This window comes from Rummeliibacillus sp. NPDC094406 (assembly GCF_044763875.1).
Lineage (GTDB): Bacteria > Bacillota > Bacilli > Bacillales_A > Planococcaceae > Rummeliibacillus.
In genome coordinates, this window is record NZ_JBIWGZ010000004.1 from 425,009 (window position 1) to 448,402 (window position 23,394).

The window sequence follows — 23,394 nt, forward strand, 5'->3', positions numbered from 1 at the left end:
TTACATAGAATGGGTTCCAAATTAATTTGAGCTTTGTACAAATAAACGTTTCAATTGTTTACGGAATCGGATAATAGCTACAATTATGATACCGCCAAAAACAATCTTCCCGATGTGTTGTCCAATCATACTAAAGACATACTGCATTTTATCACCTAACCAGTAACCACCAATTAAGAAGAACGATACCCAAAACAGAGCCCCTGAAAAAATTATTATTGCAAAACGGCGAAATGATAAATTGATTATTCCTACAAAATATCCCGTAAAATGCCTTACGCCTGGTATGAAGAATGCAATAAAAAGGAGGAAATATCCATATTTATCAAACCACATTTTCGTTAAATCGATTTTTCTCTGTGTTAAAAACACATACTTTCCATACTTTTGTATAAACGGCATACCAAGTTTATTACCTAGAAAGTACTGAATAGTCATTCCAACACATGTCCCAATACACGATAGTAGAATTAATAACAGTAAGTTTAAGTCTCCTGTATGTACTAAATACCCTGCATAAACTAATGTTGGCTCCCCTGGAAATGGAAGAGCGATATATTCTAACATCAATCCAACTAATACAATAAAATATCCATGCTGTTGAAATAGTTCATAAATCCATTCCATGTTATCACTCCAAAGGTTCCTTTTTTTATCGTAGAACTTCCAATTTCTTAACAATCGTATTTGGTGTTTCCCATTCATCACGATCGAAATCTGAAATAGATACTTCAATATCTAAACGTTTGCAAGTCACATGGTAAAGGTTTATTTTCTAGAACTGCACCACTGTTTAAATATAGTTCATTCTATTTTGCAAATTTTAATTCCATTTGTAATTATTCAATAGCTTCTTTTGTTAGTATTTTTAACATTTTTTCAAATTGTTCTATTTCCTCTGCGGTACATCTGTTTTTCAAATTTGTAATAATTTTATTAATAAAATTATCATTAAGAGAGTAATACTCCATAAATTTATCTGTTACTTGGAGGTAATATACACGTTTATCTTTTTCGTCATTGAATTTTGTAAGATACCCTTTTTTAATCAATTTGTTGATTCTATATGTTGCATTCGGCTGTGATATATTAAAAAACTCTGCAAGCTCGCTATAGGTAGGTTTTTTTAAGAAATATACAACTTCAAGGCATGCCATTTCTACAGCGCTTAAATTTTCAATCTCAACTTGGCCATGAGCGGTTTTTTTATAAAAATTCATAGTAATTTTCATATACAAATCTTCAAAGAGTTCATCCAACACATTATTTTCTCCTTTCTGTAATAAAGTTAAAAAAATTTAATTAAAATATTTTAAGTTTATGTTAAATCAAATAAATTTCATTGTCAAATGTTATGAAAATACTACTGAAATACTGTAAAAAGGTTGATTGCAGAAGATATGAACCTAATGTTACCCATGTAGTAATAATTGAAGCGGAAGGTAGCGATAAAAATCTTTTGTATTATCTGATGCATTTCCAAGCAGGGAAGGGAAGGACCGGAAAAAACAGTGGAACTATAAGAGGATATATGTGAGCTTAGAAGAAGGTTCTAGGCACTCACAGAATTATTTTAGGATCTAGTATTGACAAGTCATTTAAACGTTTGAATATTATAAGGCGTATTTAAGTGAGAACTTATTTGAGTTCGTTAATATTTCGCATATGCTTGTTTAAAACAAAGTTTGATTAAGAAAGTGTCACGAACGTTGATTTTGTAATAGAATAAGCCCTTTTATTTTGAAAAAAGATTGATCAAAATAAGAGGACTACGTTTTTCTATATAATTCATTTTTAATACAAAGTTTGTTTTACAATTTTTTATAAACACTACATCTTTTTTGTAATCTAAGCTAAGATGCTTTCTTTATAAGAATAATATAGCTACCGGATTATCGACTAGATACCTAGCAAAAAACTATCATTATCAATGCATAATCAAAAAGTAAATTTAGCGAAAAGGGAATAAAGATGTAAAGAAACTTTAAACCACTTAATCCGTCTTTCTCTTATGTAAATATGGTAGTAATGAAATTACCCCAAGGATAGCTAAACAAGATCCAATCCACAGCGGAGATACATAACCATATCCTTTACTGATTCCAAGACCACCTAGTGACGAACCAATAACAATACCCAGAGTAATAAAAGAACTATGAACGGTATTTATCATTGTTCCATTACCAGCTGTTTTCATTACCCTCGCAACCATGGCCGGATTCAATGCTACACCAGTTAAACCAATAAAAATCGTAGAAATAACCGCAATGTATTTATTCTCTGCACCTAAAGCAAATAAAGACAACGATACGATTAAAATAATTAATCCACCCATAAGTATTTTCATTGTAAATTTATCAGCGAACTTGCCAATTATTATATTTCCAATTACCGTCGCACTACCATAGAGAGCAAGTAAATATGGAATACTTGCGCTTGAAAAGCCTGTAACATTTGTAAAGATAGGAGTGAAATAACTAAATGCTGCAAACGTACCTCCAATAATAAACATACTTGTTACGTACGCTGCCCAAAGATGAATATTCTTAAATCGCAAAAGTTCGTCTTGCCAATTTACTTGCTCTTTATTTGAAGATGATGGTAACAGCCATTGGATCATAATTCCTGATACTAGAACAAGAACAGAAACAGCCCCAAAGCTAATACGCCAGCCATAATATTGCGAAATAAAGGTTGTTATAGGTAATCCTAAGACAGTTGCAATCATTAAACCTGCGAGTACAATTGATGCAGCTTTTCCCCTTAAATCAGAGTGAACCAATGTTGCAGAAAAGGAAATCGCAACTCCAAAAGCTGAAGCTGAAGCAATACCAGTTATAATACGTGAAATCATCATAATATTATAGTTCCAAGCAATTGCTCCGAGCGATTGACCAATTAAAAATACAAACATTAAAAACAATAAGGCTTGTTTGCTGCGCATTCGTAAGAGAATTGCAGTTAAAATAGGGCCGCCTACCACCATTGCTCCTGCATAAGCTGTAATTAAATACCCAATAGATGATACAGAAACCTGGAATGCAAGAGCAAGTTCGTTCATCATACCTGCAACCATAAATTCTGATGTAGTCATACAAAAGATAGCTAAAGCTAATAAATAAATAATCGATGGCATAAAAACACTCCTAATACATTATTGTAACGATTGGTACAAAAATAGTGCGAAAAAAGAGCGCACTAAGCGCCAAAAATAGACTCCATTGTTCCTTTGATAACCTGTTCAGCTAACATCCGATTTTGCATCGATACATTAAGAACACGGAATCCGTAATAACTGCTTAAAAGCAGACTAGCTAATTCCTCAGCTGATTGCTTCTTTGAAATTTCACCTGTTTGCAATCCTTCCTCCATCACTGTTTCAATAGCTTGTTTAAGAAGCTCAACATGTTTTGAGAAAATTTCTTGTACCATTAAATCGTTTTTAGCACGTTCTACACTGGCATTAATCAATAAACATCCTTTTTGATCAATATTCTCAAAGTCTTCTTTCAATGCCCATTCAAAAAAATTACTTAATCGTTCTTTAACTGAAATTGGAGTATCTAACATTTTCTTTTGTTCCCTGATTCCAATTTCATGGTAGCGTTCTAATACTTGTTTATACAGTTCATGTTTACTACCGAAAGTATTGTATAAACTTCCTTTTCCAAGGCCTGTATCACTGCATAAATCTTGTGTAGAACACCCCTCATATCCCCTTATCCAAAAAGTTTTCATTGCAGCATCTACAATTGAGGAATAATTAAACTCTCTGGGCCTACCTCGATTATTCAATCTTATTCTCCTTTCATTTTTAAGATAACAATAGTAGAATACACATTTTGTACCGATTGGTCAATAAAAGTGTTTTATTGTAACTTTAAAATATAATTTGATTATTTTAGATTACGAATAATTAAAAATAGCCCCTTATACAAACACAAGTCTTATTTGAATTAATAATTTTATCAATCTTTATTATGAATTATTAAACTTTTATTAGCCAACGAATCCAGACGCTCGACTATCTTTAAAACATGAACCTTATGGTCAATTTGCTAACCTTGAACACCACATTGTGTATACGCTTCACAATTTCTTTTATTATTTTTGTAAAGTTTCCTCCACAGTTTGATTGCGCCCTGCACCAGAAGCGAAAAATAAAATAACAAAAGCCATGATTAGTAAGATAAAGAGAGAAGCAGACCAGTTGTGTGTTACATCATGTACTACACCAAATAGTAACGGACCAACTGCAGCTAGTAAGTAGCCTAATGATTGTGCCATACCAGCTAATTTTGTAGCTGTTTGTGCACTTTCTGTACGTAATGAGAACAGCGTATTGACCAGCCCAAACGCAAATCCACTAGCAATTCCTAGAATAATAATAGAAATTACAATATATTTTGCTGGGAGACATATTAGTCCCAATGTACCTAAGACAAACAGTATACCTGTCATAATCATGATCGAGACTTGTGAAGCTCTTTTTGCAGCAATAATAGGGACGATAAAAGTAAATGGTAGGATTGCTAGTTGTAATAGTAACAAATAAAATCCAGACTTATTCGTAGAAATTCCTTTTTCTAAAAGCATTTCAGGCAACCAATTGATGAGCGTATAAAAAATAAGTGATTGCCCGCCCATTAATAAAGTGATTTGCCATGCTAAAGGAGATTTCCATACATTGATTGCTTTTTCTTTGACAGAGGAAGAAACGATTAGATTATTTCTCAATTGGAATGAAAAAATAATGATTGTCAAGATTGTGATTACGCCTATTAAACTCAACGCAACCATATAAGAATAGTGTGTTGTCAATAGGGCAGTAGTATATGAAGAAAGACCACCGAAGACGTTCATGACCACGGTATAGTAGCCTGTCACTATACCAATCCTGGATGGAAAATAGGTTTTAATCATACTTGGCGCCAGGACATTTCCAAAGGCAATGCCAATGCCTATGAATAATGTACCGATATAAAGCCATGAAACATCAGAAATTGCTCTTAATAAAATCCCTGTTAGAAGAATTAACAAAGATGTAAAAAGTGTTTTTTCAATTCCAAATCGTGTACTTACTTTTGCCACATAAAATGAAATAACTGAAAAAGCAAGCAATGGAAGTATCGTGATTAAACTTACTTCATTTGTTGAAAGATGTAAGGTTGATTTGATTGAGGGCAATGCTACACCTACTGATGTAATAGGTGCACGTAGATTTGCTGCTATTAATAAAATGGTGATAAATAGTAACCAATTAAAATGCTTTGTTGGCATAAAAAAGACTCCTTTCAATATAAAAGTTTGTTATAATGCATTAAAAATACAATATAGCGAACTTGTTCTTTATATTGTACAATATGTTCTTTATATTGAAAAGGAGGTTGTTTAGAATTGAGACCAATTCATGAAGTAGTAGCACAAAACTTAGCAAACTATCGCGGAAATCAAGGATTAAGTTTAGATAAAGTGTCTAAATTAACAGGCGTTAGTAAAACTATGTTAAGTCAAATTGAAAAAGCAGATTCGAACCCAACCATTACAATTTTATGGAAGATTGCTTCGGGCCTACGAATCCCTTTATCTGCTTTAACAACTGAAAATGAAGAAAAAGTTAATTGTATTGATCGAGCGGATTTACAGGCAATTGATACAGAAAATGACCGAGTAAAGATATATCCATATTTTCCTTTCGATGAGAAAAAAGGGTTTGAAATGTTTATGATGGAGTTTGATGGACAAAGTGAAATTCTTTCAGAAGGACATCATCAGCAATCAGAGGAATATATTCTAGTAAATGAAGGAGAGCTAAAGCTGTTAATTGATGGGGAATGGCACGTTGTCAAAAAACATCAAGCTATTCGCTTTAAAAGTGATAGACCTCATACGTACAAAAACACTATTGAACAGAAAATATCATTAACAGTTATTGTACACTATCAGCCTAATATGGAATAAAGAAATCGAAGGCTTAAAGAATTCAGAAACTGTAGTTACCCCCCTAATAATAACTGCTAATACTGTATTTTATAGATAAACAATTTTATAGATAAACGAGTTAGACTCTCACCGTCTCCATATTTCGAAATCATATGGTTTCAATGAGCGTCATGTGACAGGAATTATAAAATTTCCGTTTGGAAACTTTATGGTTCCTTTTGTTTTAGGAAATTTTATGGTTCATTTTATATTAAGTAGTTTAAACACTGATCATTTATAAAATCCTGTGTATGTAGGATTTTTCTTATTCCACAATCGGGTCATATTGTTGAGGGAAAATAACATATTCCAATATAATGGAATTGAGATTGTGAACAAATGTACTTACACTAACGGGGCAGGTTAGTTGAATAAAAGAATTGTTGGAGTTTGTTATAAATACAAAGATATATAGGGGGTATAAATTTGAATTTAAAGTCATTGGCATCAGAAATTTCTAAAATTTATATGCAAAATTCTAAGGTTGAGGCTGTACTACTTGGGGGGGCTATTTCACGTAATTGGCACGATGAATATTCTGATATAGAGTTATTTATATTTTGGAAAGATAGTCCAACGGAAGAGGATAGACAAGCTTCTATTAATACAGTTAATGGAAGTATTATTGATTTTCATCCTTATGAGGAAGAGGAATGGTCTGAAACATATATAACTCAAGGAGTTAAATTAGAAATAAGTAACTTTTTAACATCTACTATCCAAAAAATTATTAATGACGTAACTTTGGCTTTTGATACTAATTTAGATAAACAATGTCTTGTAGCTTCAATTTACTATGGTATATCGCTTGGTGGCGAGAAAGTTATTAGTCAACTAAAGGAAAAAGTAGTGGTTTATCCACGAGAATTGAGTGAGGCAATGATAAGAAATCATTTCAATTTGGGTAACCGGTGGAATAATCGTGAGGCTCTGCTTGCACGCGAAGATTGGCTAATGCTCTATAAGGTAATTGTTTCAGTACAGACAAATATAATGGGAATTCTTTTTGGAATAAATCGATTATATGTTCATCATCCAGCTTTCAAATGGCAAAAACATTCTTTAAAGAATATGAAAATTGCTCCCAAAAATTTATCGAACCGTCTTACGTCGATTTTATTGGGACACCCTAAAAATAGTGTAAGAGAATTAGAAGTAATTACACAGGAAATTTATCAATTAATACAAAGTGAGTACCCAACTATTGATTTATCTAATGTTATTGATAAATCACTATTCTTAAGGCCAAAAAATAACTGAATAGAAAGGTCTTTGTTCAACTAACGGGCGCAATTCTTGATATAGATTTGAAATAAAGTCGTACCGTATATAAAAAAGATGTACCGTTTAAAAAAAAGTCATACCGTTTGTAAAAAAGATGCGATAGTATTGCCTTAGATCATTTCTCTAAGGCTTGTTTTTTTAACAAAATCAGATAGAGAATGTGATTAAATACACTTAAACTATCGGGACAGGATAGTGGAAGAAGGAAAAACTAGAATCAGCAAATAACATTAAAGTAATTGAAGAAAGAAGTATACATAAAGTAGGGTTTCTATGACAAAGAAATAATCTTTAGTCTTGTATAAACTTTTAAAAATAGAAAGTTGTCTCTGCAAAAGTCTCAAAAAAACATAAACAATAATATGCAAAAAGCTATAACACTTCTATGGAGAACCACAAACGATATGGATTACATTTAATAAAGTAGAAATATTTAATATTTCCTCGAAAGACTTTAAAAAACACGAACGAAAGCTTTGGCTTGACAACAATATACAGAAAACAGAGTGCACTTAGATGCCCCGCTTTCTGAGCCAAGTCATCAGAGTGTGTCGCAACTTATGTGTCGGCAAGTTTTCAAGGCAGAGCAATTCATTAAGCTCAAAGCCATATTTATTTTGGAGCTTCGTAACTTCCTTTGGAAAGCTCGTGATAAACGGCTAGCTTTTCTTTTGTAAGTAAAATCATCTGATCTAATTCCTGCTGCTTGGCTTCCAAATCCAACAGATATTTCGAAAGTATTTCGGTTCGCTTATTTAATGTGGGAGTAAACTTGGCAGGGTCTTCCCCCAACTGTACTTTTTCCATCACACAACCGTCGCGAGTAAACTCTGTGATCTCCTCAAGTGATAGACCTAACTTTTTTAAATGATTTAAACACTGAATATATGAAACCTCGCTTTCGGTGTAGGTCCGTGCCCCTCCTTTTCTTCGACTCGGGCTCTTCAGAACTCCAATTTTTTCGTAATAACGCAATGTATAAGGGGTTAAACCCGTCCTTTCTGACACTTGGCTAATGGTGAGCAAGGGATGCATCCTCCTTTGTAATCTTGGTTTGAGATTATCGTACACCTTAGAGCCGACTCGAAGTCAAGTATTTAGAATCCCATTTCTTATAAAATCCCCCCTTGACTTCGAGCCGGCTCTAATTTGTATACTGCAGTCATAACAGTCTAGGAGGAATTGCCATGATATCTGAATGTATAGGTCATTGATCAATCAATATTATATATGAGCTAATCAAGAAAGGATGAAATCAACGTGGAAATTATTCCTGAAAACCTTACGTGGAAAGACAGTTACAAATTATATACAGGCTCTATTTTGCCTAGGCCGATTGCTTTGGTCTCTACTATCTCAAAGGGAGGTATTCCCAATCTTGCGCCTTTCAGTAATTTTTGCGGCGTATGTCCTTGGCCATTTATGGTAGCTTTTGCCCCCCTGATTCGACCCGAAGATGGTACGAAGAAAGATACCACACTCAACATTGAAGAGACGGGACAATTTGTTGTCAATATCGTTACAGAGGACATTGTAACGAAAGTGAACGAAACATCCATAGAATTTGCCCCTGACATAGATGAGTTTCAAGAGACCGGCTTAACACCTATTCCCAGCTCGAAAGTGATGCCGTATCGAGTTAAAGAAAGTCCCATACAAATGGAATGTGTGTTGGAGAACATGCTGACATTTGGGGAAGGAGCCGGATCATCAAACCTCGTTATTGGTCGTGTCGTTAAAATACACATCGAAGATGCACTCTACAAGGATGGGAAAATAGATTTGGCCAACCTTAAGCCGGTAGGTCGTCTCTCGGGGCCCTATTATGCGAAAATGTCGGAATTATTTACATTAAATAGCCCCCAGCGACTCTGACGGGGTCTTAAGAAAAAAGGAAACCAATCATTTATTACCGCGAAGCAGGAACAGGCGAGAAATCAGCAATAGTATCTTTGCGTTGTTCTGGTAACAATTAAGACTAAGCTGCCGACATGGATCGGCAGCCTAGCTCCGTTTTTGACCACTGACGTAAACAACCAAATGAATCAGTTAACAAATATGAAAGTCCTGAAAGTCCATACAGTTTGAATGAAGTAGAACCCCGTTTTATTGAGGGAATGACTAACGGTATTGTAGCGTTCAAAGTCAAAATCACAAAAGTTGAAGCAAAAGCTAAATTAAGTCAAAGCCACCCTATGGAACGACAAAAGTTAATTATTGAGCAGTTAGAAAAAACTTCTAATCAAGATAATATCGAGATCGCATCTCTAATGAGAAAAAACCTTCAAAAAAAAGTCTACGGCATTGTCTTATTGAACTAACGGGTGCGTTTGTTTAACAAGGAGCTTTAAAATAATCAAACTTTTCTATAAAAAATCGAACCTAATTATTAAAAGAAAATCCATTTTGATCAATCTTTTTTCAAAATGGATTATTTGTATTTGTTATTAAATAGGGATTGAGAAGAACTTTTTAATCAGTCTTTTTTATAAAGCTACACTTGAAAAAGAATTGTGGCTTCTTTAGCTAAAGGGCCATTTTATGAAATAAGAAATTAGAATAATATACGAATGTAAGTGGATTTTTTAATGTGAAAATCTATCAGACGATGATAAAGTTAATCTAATTTCGAAGAAGGAATACTATAGGAGCCGTGAGACAAAAAATAAAGATGAATGTATCAGACAAGAGTAAAGAGGTGAAGGATATTAGTCATGTTTAATATCCCTCACCCCTTTATACTTTTGAAACAAGGATAATTCTAACTTACTGAAAGATTACAAAAAGTGGTTTTGAGGATTTTTTAATGCACTTGCAATTTTCCTAATTCCTTCATCAATTCGATTGGCGTCAATATTTGAAACATTCAACTTCAAAATCCGCTCGTGGTAAAAGTCATCTAAATAATTTCTTTCAACTGAATCCAGATATATGCCTTCTTCTTGTAAATGATAATCAAATGATTTCAAATTCACACGCTTGGGCAACACAATATGACTATGCATTACAATTTCTGATGTAGATTCGTAGGTAGGTAAATGATCTAGTATTGATTGATGCAGAATTTTCGCACGTGCATGATAGATGTTACTGACTTTCGTTTTATTATGTTCAAACATACCATTTCTCAAATAGAGATATAATGCGGCTTGTGAAATCATAGAGCTGTCGATATCCGATGTCATTTTGTATTTTTGAAAAATGTCAATAATTGAAGGAGGAAGAACCGCCAATCCAACTCTTAACCCAGGAAACATAATTTTTGAAAAACTTTTTAAATAGATGACTTTATCATGGTAATCATCAGCAAAAAGAGGATCGTTCTTCGGATTGTATTCAAAATCTGCTAAATAATCATCTTCTAAAATGTATACATTATATTGGTGTGCTAATTGTAAAATAGCCTCTTTTTCTTTTTTACCGTATGAAGATCCTAAAGGATTATGGAAGCGTGGCATTGTATAAAAAAATTTAATATCTTCTTCTTGAAATATTTGTTCTAGTCGACCTAAATCAATACCTTTCGCGGTACGTTGAATTCCTATTGCTGGCAGCTGTAGGTTTTTCAGCAGATCCATATATAAATGATAGCTAGGTTGTTCAACTAGAATGGTGGAACGATTATTTGGAAAGGGTATAATACTTAATAAAGAAAGAGCCTGTTGAACACCTGTAGTGATGAAAATCTGTTCTTTATGCGTGAATACTTGGTAAGATTCTAACAGTTTTTTAGCTTCTGCTATGAGTGGCGGCCAACCTTTTGGCGTTCCGTAGAGAAATAATTCTTCTTGATAAGTATCAATTGCTTTATTTATGCAGTGTTGAAATTCTTTATAAGGAAATGCATGCCAAGCAGGAGATGCGCTTGCAAAGTCAATTATATCAGTGGACAATGGGGGTTTGAAGACCTGATTATCCACAACATAATAACCACTTTTCGGTAGAGCATAAATAATATGTTGCTCCTCCAATTTTTTTAAAGCAGTCAATACCGTGCTTTTACTACAAGAAAATTGTTGTGTTAAATTTCGAATGGATGGTAATTTTCCACCGGTCGAAAATTTACTGGACTGAATTTGCATCAGAAGTGATTGATAGATTGATTCATATTTAAGCATCATAAACCTCCTTGCACATCTGTATCGGTACAGATGTGTATTTTTTATATCGTAAAGGTTATTATTATCTCTTACGATAATGGTACCGGCCGGATCAAGATAAGGGGGAAATCGAAATGATTGAAAATAGAAATGCATATATCGCAGCAACCATTTATGCAATCATTATCGGATTGTCATTTATGTTTGTTAAAGTTACATTAACGGTTGCAACACCGTTAGATACATTGGCTCATCGGTTTACCATTGCAGGGATCGCTGCCACAGTGTTGTTCGTGTTGAAAAAGGAATCGATCAAAGTCAAAGTAACAAAAAAAGATGTACTGCGGATTGCCTTGTTAGCCATCTTATATCCGACACTCTTTTTTGCTTTTCAAGTATTTGGGTTAATGCATACATCTTCATCGGAAGCTGGTATTATTCAAGCAACAATACCAATTTTCACGTTAATTTTTGCAAGTATCATCTTAAAGGAAACATCTACACGTAGTCAAAAAATAGCGATTGGTTTATCTGTACTCGGTGTGATGTATATTATGTACATGAACGGGGCAGGGGGCACAAATACAAGTCTCATCGGGACTGGTTTAATTTTACTTTCAGCACTTACTGCCTCACTATATAACGTATTTGCTAGAAGGTTAACACAACGTTATTCGTTATTCACTATCACATATATCATGACCTTGTTTGGGTTTATAGCTTTTAATGGACTGGCACTGACAAACCATGTAATGAATGGAACAGTCCATCAATTTATGCAACCTTTTGGTCACTGGAAATTTGTTCTTGCCATATTATATTTAGGTATCCTATCGTCTTTAGGAACGTCCTATCTTTCCAACTATGCTTTATCAAAAATAGATGCATCGAAAATGAGTGTTTTCAGTAATTTTGCTACGCTCATTACCATTTTAGCAGGGGTCATTTTTTTAAAAGAGGAAGTTCATTTATATCACATAGTAGGATCTATTATCATTATTATCGGTGTTGTTGGTACAAACTATTTTGGTGCAAGGGGCAAATCAAATGAAAAAATATAGTCTCTTGTTAATCATAAGCCGCATACTGCATTGCTTATAGCATTTCCTATTATAAAAATAATTGGGCGCAGAGGGGAATTAAAGAAAAAACAGCAGTTTTTTGAATGAATTATTGGGGTCTGGCCCGATAAAAATATCCTTCTGATTTTGACTGAGGGATGACTTACCTTAATATGGTCTTCGAAATAATCTTCAACAATCTGGCGCAATTCTTGAATAAGGATTGCGCCCATTTCCGTTTTAGGGCTAGATTGTGGAGTAATACTACACAAATGAATTAATATTAATGGTAAAATATAGTTATAATTATGAAAATATTAGGAATATTTCGTTAAAGAAAATGTAAGAAAAAGAATTGAATGTAGTATTTTTATATAAGTAATTAAAATTAAAAAAGTTTCTTTATTTAGGGGGATAAAATTGAAATACACTCTAAAAACAAGCGCAACTTTAATTCTATTTCTAATACTTTTAATGCTCACTTCCTGTACGCGAACTGAAACAAGTGAGGAACTACCTCATAAAAAAGAGCAAAATACTGATTACACAGAAATTATGTATAAATTCGAAGACCCTCAAACCAAACAAAAGTTTAAAATTATTCAAGTCAGTCAACTATTTGACCGGTATTTTGAAGAAGTTAAGAGGAATCCAAGCAAATCAGCCTTGGAAATGTATAAAGAGGAAGTCATTCAGCCTGTTTACAAGGATTGTTTCGAAAATGGAGAATCCCTTTATATGGTAGAAGAGCTTCTCCACTCGGCCCCTGATAATATAGCAGAATTAGAATTAATAAACGAAGAACTAGAAACTCGTAATCTAGAAATGAATGAACTCATTCAAGAATCACTTTTGAAATCTGCAGCACTACTACCCTCTCAAAAGGATACAGCGGTGTGTGTATTTCCTATTAGCCGTGTAAATATGCCGATGCTTACGGTTGGGGCTGGGAAAATTTTTATCCCATATACTGGATATTATAAGGATGATTTTATCAAGGTCAGTGTTGCCCATGAATATCTTCACAGTGTTTGGGAAGAAAAGTATTTAAGTAATTTTTCTGGAACTGTTTTAGATAATCTTATATTTGAAGGAAAAGCGGTCATGTTCGAGAAAACCGTTTATCCTAATAATCTTGAAAGCACCCCAGTGTATTTAACTTACGACAAAGAATTATGGTCTAAAATTGAACCTGATTTAAACAAAAAGGACTTGAATCGTGCGTTAGAAATTTTAGTTGGCGGAAAAGATTTGCCGAGGTCCTATGGTTACAGTGAAGGATATAAGATGATTAAATCCTATCTTGATTTAAATCCCGGCAAAACACCAGAAGAGTGGACTGGTCTAAGTACACAAGAAATCATCGAAAAAGGAAAATACTTTGAGAACTATAAATAGAAACAAACCAGAGTGTTAAAGGAACAATGATGTGAAAAGAGGGACTAGGATTTGAAATAGCGGGGATAAATATGCTCAAAGCTATTAATTAACATTTAGTATTTGTCATATTTAACTAACGAGGGCTTTAGTTAAATAACGATCTTCAACAATCGGGCGCGTTTCTCTAAGAAATGCGTCTGTTTTCATTAAAGGGCCATATAATTGAACAACACCTTTTTTAATAACTGGATATTTATGTTAATATTTAGGTGAGATTGTGAAGAAATGTACTTAAACTAATGGGGCAGGTTAGTAGAAGTAGGAATTAACTTATTATCAATATCACAGAAGGTCGATAATGCAAAAAAATGATTGATCAAGAATAGTGTATTATTTACCATAAATGTATTTTTTAAGTAACAGTGAAAATACGTTACTATTATTTAAAGTATAACTTTTAATGGGAAAGGAGTTTTAAAGGTGAAAAAAGAGAGTGATCATTTATATTTCATCGATAATATAAAAATAGCATTAATTATGCTTGTAGTAGCTCACCATGCTGGACAAGCCTATGGGCCAGGTGGTTGGTGGTATTTTTTAGATGATGAATCTATCAACTGGTTAGGCCGGTTTTTCTCTGTAAATGCAGCATTTTTTATGAGTCTGTTTTTCTTTTTATCAGCCTATTTTCTCCCTCAATCAATCGCGAGAAAAGGGCCGAAACGGTTTTTAAAAGATCGGCTTATTAGAATTGGTATTCCATTACTACTGGGATTTCTCGTGATAATTCCTATTCTGATGTATTTATATTACATTAATTTCAGAGATTATGAACCTATCTCATTTTTTTCTTACTATGTTAATATATTTTTTGGACTTGGTAGTGAACCCACGAATTGGTCTGGACCATCATGGCCTGATATGCAATTTGGCCATTTATGGTTTTTAGAGCATTTACTTGTGTATGCGGTTCTGTTTTCAATCTGGACCTTCTTTACATCCAAGAAATCCACAAAAAAATTAGATGGAAACATTAAGGTTTATCAGATTCTCTCCCTGTGGTTGATCGTTAGCTTAGTGACTTTCATTACAAGGATATGGTTTCCTATTGATCATTGGACAGCTTTCGTAGGATTTATTCAAACAGAATTTGCACATGTACCACAGTATGTGAGTTTCTTTTGTTTAGGCATTATGACTTATCATCGGAAATGGTTTTTAAATTTGAGTGCGAGAGTAGGATACATCTGGCTTATTATTGGCGTATTAATAGTAACTATTTTGTATTTTGGAGGGAATACGGTAGATTCTTTTCTTTTAAAGGGTGGACAAAACTTTGGTTCGTTGACTCGATCATTAATTGAGACGTTACTGTGTATTTCGCTTGTAATCGGTCTTCTAATATTATTTAGAGAAAAATTTAACGGCACTAATCGTTGGTCTAAAATGTTATCGAACAATGTATTTGTTGTTTATTTCATCCATGTCCCAGTAGTTGTCTTCCTTCAATATACATTAAATGACCTACCAATATCAGTCTGGATTAAATTCCTTATAACGGCATTTTTAGGAATCATTCTAAGCTTTTTGCTAAGTCATTTTGTATGGCGAAAGATTCCATACCTCAAAAAAATGATGTGAAAGGAAATAATATTTAAATAAATGAAATGTGAAAAATGAAAATGCCAGCATTATTGCTGCCTTTTGTCTTAGTAGGATAATGATGTGTCATAAAATTTATGATACTTGTTCAACTAACGGGTGCTTTAATTGAATAACGCCTTTGGTTAAATTAATGAATTTAGGTTAAAATTTAGGTTAAATTATAAACTGATGTACATAAACTAATGACTCAATATAGTGGAGGAGGGATTATATGTATGAGTGAAATATCTTTTAATAAGTTAGAGAAGAAAGTGAAGAAGATTAAAATTGAAGGTTTTGTCATTTATAAAGGAAATACACAGATCTTTGAATATTTAAAGAATAAAAAAGTCGTACAAAATCCGACTAAGGTTTATTCGATTACAAAGAGTATTATTTCTATATTAATTGGAATTATGGTCGATAAAGGGCTAATAAAAAATATTCATGAACCTCTTCATCGCTACTTCCCAGAAATATTAGAGTTCAATGACCCAATGAAGGAGGAAATTACACTATTTCATTTGCTAACGATGACTTCGGGGTTACAGGTAGGTAGATACCAAAGTTCAAAAAACTGGGTTAAATTCATACTAGAACAACCAGTTATACATAAACCAGGTTCAACCTTAGAATATAATAGCGGAAACTCTCATTTACTAAGCGCGATCATTCAAAAAATTTCTGGACGTTCTACCGCCTCATTTGCAGAAGAATTTTTATTCCATCCATTAGGGATAAAAAAATACATCTGGGTAAAAGACCCTCAAGGTGTTTACGAGGGTGGCTTTAGTCTTTCATTAAATTTAGAGGACATGGTGAAGTTTGGGTTTTTATTATTAAACGAAGGGCAATTTAAATCAAAACAAGTCGTTTCATCTAACTGGATCCACGAGGCAAGAAAACCATATAAACAATTTGAACCAGAAGAGGACAGGACATTTGGTTATGGTTATCAGCTATGGACTTGTGAAATTGCTAATAGTAACAAGAAAATTGAATATTACTATGCGAATGGCTTATACGGGCAATATATATTTATTGTTCCGAAGCTAAATATTATGGCTGTGGCAAAAAGCTATCTACAAGATGACCAGTCCTCTGCGCCGAAACTCTTTTTCGAAGAACTTTTACGTAGTTGGAAGGATGAATGAGACATTTAAACAAATGAAAAGGGGTTTTTCTCCTCTTCCGAAATCATAAAAGTATATTGTAAAAAGGAGAAATCACTATCTTGATATTCAACAATCGGGCGTTTTTCTTGAAAAAGAATTGTTCCTTCTTTAGTTAAAGGGCCATTTTGCGGAACAAGGATTAGAAATCACAGGGGAAAAAGAGTTAGCATTGATGAATATTTTGTGTACCCTATTTTGAGAATTATGGAAATGATATTTGGAATGTTTTAGGCCATGTGTGGAAGTGGCTTGTTTTAGGAGAGGAGATAAAAAAATGATTGAATTACGAAAGATAACCGGGGATAACATAGATGAAGTAATAGCACTTGAAGTTGGAGAAAACCAGAAAGACTTTATACAAACTACTAACCTCAGAAGCTTTGCAGACGCTCATATGTTGAACGCAGACGGGATACCAGCGACTCCCATTGCCATTTATGCCGATGGAGTTGCTGTTGGATTTTTGATGTATATTTATGATACGTTGGATCATGAATCATTTGAAAATGAAGTTTTTTACGGGAAGAAGAGCTATTTTATATGGCATATTATGATTGAAAAGAGTTATCAGGGGAAAGGATATGGCAAACTTGCCTTTGAAAAAATGTTGATGGATATTGAAAATATGCCATATGGGGAAGCAGAATATGTAACCCTCTTTTATCGAACAAGTAATGTCATAGCTAAAACATTATACGCTTCATTTGGTTTCGTAGATACAGGAATCATTCAGGATAATTCGATGTTGGCGATTAAAAATCTAGATGGGAAAATAACAGAATCCTTAGTAGAATAGGATCTCTCGTAAAGAAATGTAAGCTATCAACGTCTCGACCCATAATAAACACAAATATAAAGAAGAAAAAACCGATTTTGTTAACTCTGTCTTAGCAAAAATATAATATTTATACTGCAATCGGGCGCAATTCTTGAATAAGGATTGCGCTTATTTCTATTTAAGGGCCATATTCTAGAATAAAGTGATTGCTTAGATCATGGAATATTGAAATAATTGTTATTAAGTTAAGGGGTTCAGTTTAATGGAATAAACAGAGTATATAAAATAATCTAATCTTAATAGAGAGTAGGAAAATAAATGAAAAAAGAATTTCCGATAATTGAAACTGAAAGATTAATTTTAAGAGAAGTTACAACAGAGGATGCTAATGATATGTTTAAATATTTATCTGATAAAGATGTTGTGAAGCATATGGGTTTAGCACCTTTCCAAACAGTTAAAGATATCGGGGATGAAATTAATTGGTATAACTCTATTATCGAAGAAGGCACTGGCATTAGATGGGGAATTACATTAAAAGATTTTGGAAATATTATTGGCAGTTGTGGCTTTCTTAATATGGTTACCAAACATCATCGAGCTGAAGTTGGATTTGAATTAAGCAAAGATTACTGGGGGAAAGGAATTGCTAGCGAAGCATTAGGAGCCGTTATTAAATTTGGGTACCATCACTATCTGTTAGAAAGAATTGAGGCTTTAATAGAGCCTGCGAATCTACCGTCACAAAAATTAGTAGAAAAGCAAGGGTTTACAAGAGAGGGGTTGCTAAGACATTATGAATATACTTGTGGTAAATTTGATGATTTATATATGTTCTCAATCTTAAAAGGAGACCTCAACCTTATCTAAGGAATTTATTCAACTAATACCAGTTAATATAAGTTAAATGATTATTCAAAAAAGGGGCGCTATTCTGTAACATGAAGTGACCCCAAAAAGTTAGACATTATATTAAGTTAAGCAGCTATAGAGGATTGAATTCGGTATTGTACCGGACTCAATCCTTTTAATTTCCCTTTAATACGTTTGTGGTTGTAGTAATCGATATACAGTTCAAGCTCACGCTTAAAGTGAACCATATTCTCAAATTCTTGTATAAATAATAATTCAGATTTTAATAGACCAAAAAAATTTTCAATTACTGCATTATCTAAACAGTTACCTTTACGAGATATACTTTGGGTAATACCATTTTGTTTTAATGCATGAGAGTATTGTTTCATTTGGTAATGCCAACCTTGATCCGAATGAATGTTTGAAGCAGCGATTACTAACGCTATTACAATTGTTCCAACTTAAACAAGATTTCTTCTCATATAGTATCTAGATAATGAATAACTTTTTATTATCAAGATTGTTTAAATAGGGGGATGTATTTGTTTAATCAGGAAAACTTACTTCTTTATATTTTACTTTTAGGTTCTGGTCTATTTTGGATTGTTACTTATATTTTAATAATTATACGAGGGTATCTAGATAAAAATTATGGAATGCCCATGGTAGCGATTTGTGCAAATATATCGTGGGAATTTATTTTTACATTCATTTTCCCTAACTTTGAAATACAAAAAATCATTACATTCATTTGGTTTTTACTTGATATAATAATTTTGGTGCAATATTTAAAGTATGGTCGAAAGGAAATCAAGAAGGGTACTTCAGTAGATTATTTTTACTTATCATTTTTCATAACTCTTGCATTCAGTTTTCTCATTATAATGGCGATGACAATTGAGTTTAATGATATCTTAGGGAAATATGCTGCTTTTTCACAAAATTTAATGATGTCTGGGCTATTTATTTCTCTATTATTAAGTAGAGGCAATTTAAGTGGTCAATCTATACCTATCGCGATTTTTAAAATGCTAGGAACCTTATTTGCTGCTCTTGCATTTTTTATCTATTTCAGAACTCATCTGATTACGATTCTTTCAATTGCGACTTTCATCTATGACTGGATTTATATCTTCCTATTACAAAAGTTTTATAGAAAAAATAGATTTAAGGTCAATTTATGAGTGAAAGTATGCTATATAGATGAATTTGTATTCCAGGGTGGCAGGTGCACTCACGAAGGATGAGAAAAAAGGCATCCTACAAGGATAGCCTTTTGGGTTATGAAACAGGGTCTTTAGATAAAGGATTTGTAATTGCATTGATAAAGTCAATTTAAGTTGGAAACTTATTTCAATCCCAAGCCATTTGAAACCATACATATTTCCTAATATCCACTATATAAGAAATATAACATTTACTTTTCATGTACATGATTACCAAGACCGATTACTTCAATGGGTCCTTTCGTAATAATTCTATAAAGAATCGAGGCCATTTCTTCTGGTGATTGCTTCATCCCGGTATTTAGCCATTGTTGGATCACTCCTAAATGAGCGGATGAAATATAAGTTGTTAAGATTTCAATAGGTACAGTTGTTGAAGGATTATTTAATTTTTTAAAGAAGAAGTTTTGAATCATGACTTCTTTTAATTTTTCCTGAAATGAGGGGTCCCCATTTGGCCCAAGAATAGCTCGTAAAAAGTCAGCATTTTCTCGCATATATTCTAAAATTGTAACGATAAAAGGAAAAGGTTTTTCGTTTGCGATTAATACTTCTAAATCGTATACCTGCACATCACGTACATTCGCCAAAATGTTTTTTATGACTTCGTCTTCACATTTTTCTAATAAGTCATATTTGTCTAGATAGTGTAAGTAAAACGTACCTCGGTTAATGTTAGCTCTTTCCGTTAAATCTCGAACGGTTATTGCTTCAAAACGCTTCTCCTCCATTAGCTCAGTTAATGCTTGTTTAATTTCACTTTTTGTTTTCAGTATTCGACGATCTTGTTTGGATTGAGTCATAAATACATCTCCTAAATCAAAAGATAATGAACATATATTAAATAAGTGTTTAAAAATCAACAAGGTGATTTTTATTGTTTATTGTATCTTACACTATATTGAATATAATAAACAATGTGATTAAAAATGAACAACGTGTTCATTATCTGAAAAGGAGAGATTTTATGAAGAACTATAAATTTTTAATACTTGCGCCGATTGTTGCTTTGGTTTTGATATTTATCTTTAGTTGCACGCAAATTCCAACTGCTCATCAGGCACCTAAAAACTTGAAAATAGCTCTTGTCAACGAAGATCAAGGAGTAGGAAAGAATAATATGGGCGAAACCATTTCGAAGGGGATTCAACAGGCTTCTGAAAAGCAAAAAACGAATGATGAACCAATGATTAAATGGGTGAACCTAAAAAATCAAGATGAAATGCAAAAGGGAATGGATGATCAAAGCTATTATGGAGCCATTGTCATTCCAGCTGATTTTAGTAAAAAGTACATGTCTTTACAATCACCATCACCTGTTTCTCCAGAAATGAAACTAGTAGTCAATCAAGGGAAAAACGCTAATATTGCAAATATAGTAAATCAAGCTCTAAACGGTATCGTTGACCAACTCAACGGGAAAATGAGCGGAGAAATATTAGGTGCTTTACAAGCCAAGAATGTGAAGCTATCGGTAGAACAGGCTAAAATTTTAACAGCACCGATTACGAAAAATACCGTAATGATTCATCCAACGGGTACATTAGGTAATGCACCATTATCTTTATTCCAACCATTATGGTTTGGTAGCCTAATAGGCGCTGTCTTGATCTTCCTTTCTGTAAGAAAACGAATCTTCAACAATCAAAGGGAAGAACTGATGACACGTTTACTTCAGCTCTTCGTTAGCCTCATCATTGGGGTTGTAGCAGGCTTCGGACTAAGTTGGTTTGCCACATCTATACTTGATTACGATTTTCCAAGTTTTATAGATACAGCACTATTCTTAACTTTAACAAGCTGGAGCTTCACATTAATGATTTTCGCTGTTTTAAGCTGGATTGGATTTGCGGGTATTCCGATTTTTGTATTGCTTTTGTTCTTCGGTATCCCTTTATTACAAATGACACCAGAAGTAATGCCAGCCTTTTATAAGGATTTGATCTATCCTTGGCTGCCAATGCGCTTTATGACAGAAGGATTACGTGAACTGTTCTTCTTTGATGATGCAATACGTTGGAATACATCTACTATAGTATTGGCGTGGATTGCAGGTGTGAGTTTAATCTTGAGTGTATTATCTGTGTGGAAACCGAAGAAACAGGAAGTTGTGGTTGAAGAATCATCGGTGATTGTGGATTGAGAAAGATTAAAAAATTGGAAAGAAGCTGGACATTTATCTGAACAAGAGGGTTAAGAGTCACATTTTCTACGAACTGTGACGTATGAAATATTAAACATACTACCATTACACTCCCATCTATAATAAGATTGTGTAAAGAGGGAGGCTTTTATGAGATACTTTTCAATGACTTTATTAATATTTTTTGGTAGTATTATTCTTTTATTCTTAACTCTATATAGCATTCAAGATGAAACTTTTATCCTGACACTAAGTTTCGTTCTACTTTTAATGTTGTCAATAGTAATTACTTTGTTAATTAGAATTATAGAAATCATAAAGAAAAATGAGCTCCGTCAATAAAAGGGGCTTTTTTTCATAACAACTACTTCGCATTTTCCTTCTACAACGTACTACAGTTTTATCTGAACATAGAAGGATTTAAAGAATTCATCAAGCTAATGAATTGGTGCCAGTCCCTCGTAAGTATCAGATAGGAGAAGTATCGATAATGTGTTTGAACATAAAACAGATTTCTACTCATAAAGTATCTAGATAATGAATAAATTTTTTATTATCAAGATTGTTTATAGAGGGGGATGTGTTTGCTCAATCAGGGAGACCTTCTTTCTATTTTACAATTAGGCACTGGTCTATTTTGGATTTTTGCTTATATTCTAATAATAAAACGTGGATTTCAAGATAAAAATTATGGAATGCCGATGGTAGCCATTTGTGCAAATATATCATGGGAATTTATTTTTACTTTCATTTTCCCTAACCAAGGGCCACAAATAATCATTACATTCATATGGTTTTTACTGGATATTATAATTCTATTTCAATATCTAATTTATGGACTAAAAGAAATCAAGAAGGGTACTTCTGTAGAGTATTTTTACTTGTCATTTTTCATAACTCTCGCACTCAGTTTTCTCATCATAGTAGCTATGACATATGAGTTTAATGATGTTGAAGGGAAATATGCTGCTTTTTCACAAAATTTAATGATGTCCGGGCTATTTATTTCTCTATTATTAAGTAGAGGTAACACAAGCGGCCAATCTAGCAACATCGCGATTTTTAAAATGCTAGGAAGCTTATTTGCTGGTATTGCATTCTTTATTTATTTCCGAACAGATCTGATTACGATACTTTCAATCGCTACTTTCATATATGACTTGATTTATATCATTCTTTTGCGAAAGTTTTATATAAGAAATAGATTTAAGATTAATTTATAAGCGAAAGTTTGATATTTGGATAGTTTGTACTTAAAAAGGTTGAATGCAACTACTCTTTACAGGGAAAATTCGTGTAAAGGTTAATGAATAATGAAAAGGACTGTAAATAATATGGTACCTGTAGTTAGGACACTTGAAAAAGAGTGTTTTATCTACAGGTATTTTTTATATACTTGAATTTCAAGATATGAGGTTTAGGAGATAACATTTTCAATCAAAGAGATCGACACTTCAAAAGAATCCAAATGTACAACGGGTTAGTGAGCGAGCTATTACATATACGGACTCCTATAAAAATAGATTTATGGTTGAATATTTAGTGGGTAAACTCCCTTGACAAATTTTTATAGAAAACGGCTTCGACGAGGATGTTATAGGAATAAAGCGAATTGAACAATCCGCTTATAGGTGGAAGAAAGCTTATGAAAAGAATGGGTTAATCGGTCTGACAGATTCAAGGAAAACGGGTTCGGGCAGACCATTGAAACAGGAAATTACTCCGTCCGAAGTAATTGAAAGGCAGGCAGTCAAAATCAAACCACT

Annotated in this window: 21 protein-coding genes and 2 pseudogenes; 13 read left to right on the forward strand and 10 right to left on the reverse strand. The window is 33.2% G+C overall.

What is annotated here, in order from left to right; all coding sequences use genetic code 11:
* Positions 1 to 21 precede the first annotated feature (21 nt).
* The 6 genes and pseudogenes from ACIQ4I_RS13595 to ACIQ4I_RS13620 form a co-directional block, all read right to left on the reverse strand.
* A complete protein-coding gene (locus ACIQ4I_RS13595) occupies positions 22 to 627 on the reverse strand; it encodes a DedA family protein (RefSeq protein ID WP_403096672.1) in 606 nt (201 codons plus the stop codon).
* Positions 628 to 652: 25 nt separating this feature from the next.
* Positions 653 to 748, reverse strand: a pseudogene (locus ACIQ4I_RS13600) (acyl carrier protein); the annotation flags it as partial.
* Positions 749 to 839: 91 nt separating this feature from the next.
* Positions 840 to 1,259 carry a MarR family winged helix-turn-helix transcriptional regulator gene (locus ACIQ4I_RS13605; RefSeq protein ID WP_403096674.1) on the reverse strand — a complete coding sequence of 140 codons (420 nt, stop codon included), beginning with the start codon at positions 1,257 to 1,259 and terminating at the stop codon, positions 840 to 842.
* Positions 1,260 to 1,993: 734 nt separating this feature from the next.
* Positions 1,994 to 3,136: an MFS transporter gene (locus ACIQ4I_RS13610; RefSeq protein WP_403096676.1), complete on the reverse strand. Its 1,143-nt coding sequence runs from the start codon at positions 3,134 to 3,136 to the stop codon at positions 1,994 to 1,996.
* A gap of 62 nt (positions 3,137 to 3,198) precedes the next feature.
* Positions 3,199 to 3,795: a TetR/AcrR family transcriptional regulator gene (locus ACIQ4I_RS13615; RefSeq protein WP_403096678.1), complete on the reverse strand. Its 597-nt coding sequence runs from the start codon at positions 3,793 to 3,795 to the stop codon at positions 3,199 to 3,201.
* 309 nt (positions 3,796 to 4,104) lie between these two features.
* The gene (locus ACIQ4I_RS13620; protein WP_403096681.1) at positions 4,105 to 5,280 is read right to left on the reverse strand and encodes a CynX/NimT family MFS transporter; all 1,176 of its coding nucleotides are present in this window, start codon (positions 5,278 to 5,280) and stop codon (positions 4,105 to 4,107) included.
* Between the two features lie 117 nt (positions 5,281 to 5,397).
* Between ACIQ4I_RS13620 and ACIQ4I_RS13625 the strand changes: the two genes are divergently transcribed.
* Together ACIQ4I_RS13625 and ACIQ4I_RS13630 are read left to right on the forward strand one after the other, a co-directional pair.
* The gene (locus ACIQ4I_RS13625) at positions 5,398 to 5,961 is read left to right on the forward strand and encodes a helix-turn-helix domain-containing protein (RefSeq protein WP_403096683.1); all 564 of its coding nucleotides are present in this window, start codon (positions 5,398 to 5,400) and stop codon (positions 5,959 to 5,961) included.
* A gap of 447 nt (positions 5,962 to 6,408) precedes the next feature.
* Complete coding sequence (locus tag ACIQ4I_RS13630) at positions 6,409 to 7,242, forward strand: DUF4037 domain-containing protein (RefSeq protein ID WP_403096686.1); 834 nt, start codon at positions 6,409 to 6,411, stop codon at positions 7,240 to 7,242.
* A 636-nt stretch (positions 7,243 to 7,878) separates the two neighbouring features.
* Here ACIQ4I_RS13630 and ACIQ4I_RS13635 read toward each other — a convergent pair.
* Positions 7,879 to 8,292 carry a MerR family transcriptional regulator gene (locus ACIQ4I_RS13635; RefSeq protein WP_403096688.1) on the reverse strand — a complete coding sequence of 138 codons (414 nt, stop codon included), beginning with the start codon at positions 8,290 to 8,292 and terminating at the stop codon, positions 7,879 to 7,881.
* A 234-nt stretch (positions 8,293 to 8,526) separates the two neighbouring features.
* On the opposite strand from ACIQ4I_RS13635, the gene ACIQ4I_RS13640 reads away from it, so the two are divergent.
* The gene (locus tag ACIQ4I_RS13640) at positions 8,527 to 9,141 is read left to right on the forward strand and encodes a flavin reductase family protein (RefSeq protein ID WP_403096691.1); all 615 of its coding nucleotides are present in this window, start codon (positions 8,527 to 8,529) and stop codon (positions 9,139 to 9,141) included.
* A gap of 242 nt (positions 9,142 to 9,383) precedes the next feature.
* Entirely contained in the window at positions 9,384 to 9,587 is a 204-nt protein-coding gene (locus tag ACIQ4I_RS13645) for a hypothetical protein (RefSeq protein WP_403096694.1), read from the forward strand.
* Positions 9,588 to 10,043: 456 nt separating this feature from the next.
* Here the strand turns inward: ACIQ4I_RS13645 and ACIQ4I_RS13650 are convergent, their stop codons facing one another.
* Positions 10,044 to 11,384, reverse strand: a complete 1,341-nt coding sequence (locus ACIQ4I_RS13650) for an aminotransferase-like domain-containing protein (RefSeq protein ID WP_403096697.1) — start codon at positions 11,382 to 11,384, stop codon at positions 10,044 to 10,046.
* A 116-nt stretch (positions 11,385 to 11,500) separates the two neighbouring features.
* Between ACIQ4I_RS13650 and ACIQ4I_RS13655 the strand changes: the two genes are divergently transcribed.
* The 6 genes from ACIQ4I_RS13655 to ACIQ4I_RS13680 all read left to right on the forward strand — a co-directional run bounded on the left by ACIQ4I_RS13655 (position 11,501) and on the right by ACIQ4I_RS13680 (position 18,274).
* A complete protein-coding gene (locus tag ACIQ4I_RS13655) occupies positions 11,501 to 12,427 on the forward strand; it encodes a DMT family transporter (RefSeq protein ID WP_403096700.1) in 927 nt (308 codons plus the stop codon).
* Positions 12,428 to 12,847: 420 nt separating this feature from the next.
* Positions 12,848 to 13,825: a DUF2268 domain-containing putative Zn-dependent protease gene (locus ACIQ4I_RS13660; RefSeq protein ID WP_403096703.1), complete on the forward strand. Its 978-nt coding sequence runs from the start codon at positions 12,848 to 12,850 to the stop codon at positions 13,823 to 13,825.
* Positions 13,826 to 14,287: 462 nt separating this feature from the next.
* Positions 14,288 to 15,448: an acyltransferase family protein gene (locus tag ACIQ4I_RS13665; RefSeq protein WP_403096706.1), complete on the forward strand. Its 1,161-nt coding sequence runs from the start codon at positions 14,288 to 14,290 to the stop codon at positions 15,446 to 15,448.
* A gap of 239 nt (positions 15,449 to 15,687) precedes the next feature.
* Positions 15,688 to 16,605, forward strand: coding sequence for a serine hydrolase domain-containing protein (locus ACIQ4I_RS13670; protein ID WP_403096709.1), 918 nt, complete (start codon positions 15,688 to 15,690; stop codon positions 16,603 to 16,605).
* A gap of 295 nt (positions 16,606 to 16,900) precedes the next feature.
* Positions 16,901 to 17,422 (forward strand): GNAT family N-acetyltransferase, encoded by a 522-nt coding sequence (locus ACIQ4I_RS13675; protein ID WP_403096712.1) that lies wholly within the window; start codon positions 16,901 to 16,903, stop codon positions 17,420 to 17,422.
* A 300-nt stretch (positions 17,423 to 17,722) separates the two neighbouring features.
* Positions 17,723 to 18,274 (forward strand): GNAT family N-acetyltransferase, encoded by a 552-nt coding sequence (locus tag ACIQ4I_RS13680; RefSeq protein ID WP_403096715.1) that lies wholly within the window; start codon positions 17,723 to 17,725, stop codon positions 18,272 to 18,274.
* Positions 18,275 to 18,381: 107 nt separating this feature from the next.
* Here ACIQ4I_RS13680 and ACIQ4I_RS13685 read toward each other — a convergent pair.
* Positions 18,382 to 18,678: pseudogene (locus ACIQ4I_RS13685) on the reverse strand (transposase); the annotation flags it as partial.
* 123 nt (positions 18,679 to 18,801) lie between these two features.
* Here ACIQ4I_RS13685 and ACIQ4I_RS13690 point away from each other — a divergent pair.
* On the forward strand, positions 18,802 to 19,443 hold the full coding sequence (locus tag ACIQ4I_RS13690) for a transmembrane-type terpene cyclase (protein ID WP_403096718.1): 642 nt from the start codon (positions 18,802 to 18,804) through the stop codon (positions 19,441 to 19,443).
* Between the two features lie 233 nt (positions 19,444 to 19,676).
* Here ACIQ4I_RS13690 and ACIQ4I_RS13695 read toward each other — a convergent pair whose 3' ends face one another.
* Complete coding sequence (locus tag ACIQ4I_RS13695) at positions 19,677 to 20,288, reverse strand: TetR/AcrR family transcriptional regulator (protein ID WP_403096721.1); 612 nt, start codon at positions 20,286 to 20,288, stop codon at positions 19,677 to 19,679.
* 164 nt (positions 20,289 to 20,452) lie between these two features.
* Between ACIQ4I_RS13695 and ACIQ4I_RS13700 the strand changes: the two genes are divergently transcribed.
* Both ACIQ4I_RS13700 and ACIQ4I_RS13705 read left to right on the forward strand, forming a co-directional pair.
* Entirely contained in the window at positions 20,453 to 21,628 is a 1,176-nt protein-coding gene (locus ACIQ4I_RS13700; RefSeq protein ID WP_403096724.1) for a YhgE/Pip domain-containing protein, read from the forward strand.
* A 584-nt stretch (positions 21,629 to 22,212) separates the two neighbouring features.
* Positions 22,213 to 22,851 (forward strand): transmembrane-type terpene cyclase, encoded by a 639-nt coding sequence (locus tag ACIQ4I_RS13705; RefSeq protein WP_403096726.1) that lies wholly within the window; start codon positions 22,213 to 22,215, stop codon positions 22,849 to 22,851.
* The last annotated feature ends 543 nt before the right edge of the window (positions 22,852 to 23,394 follow it).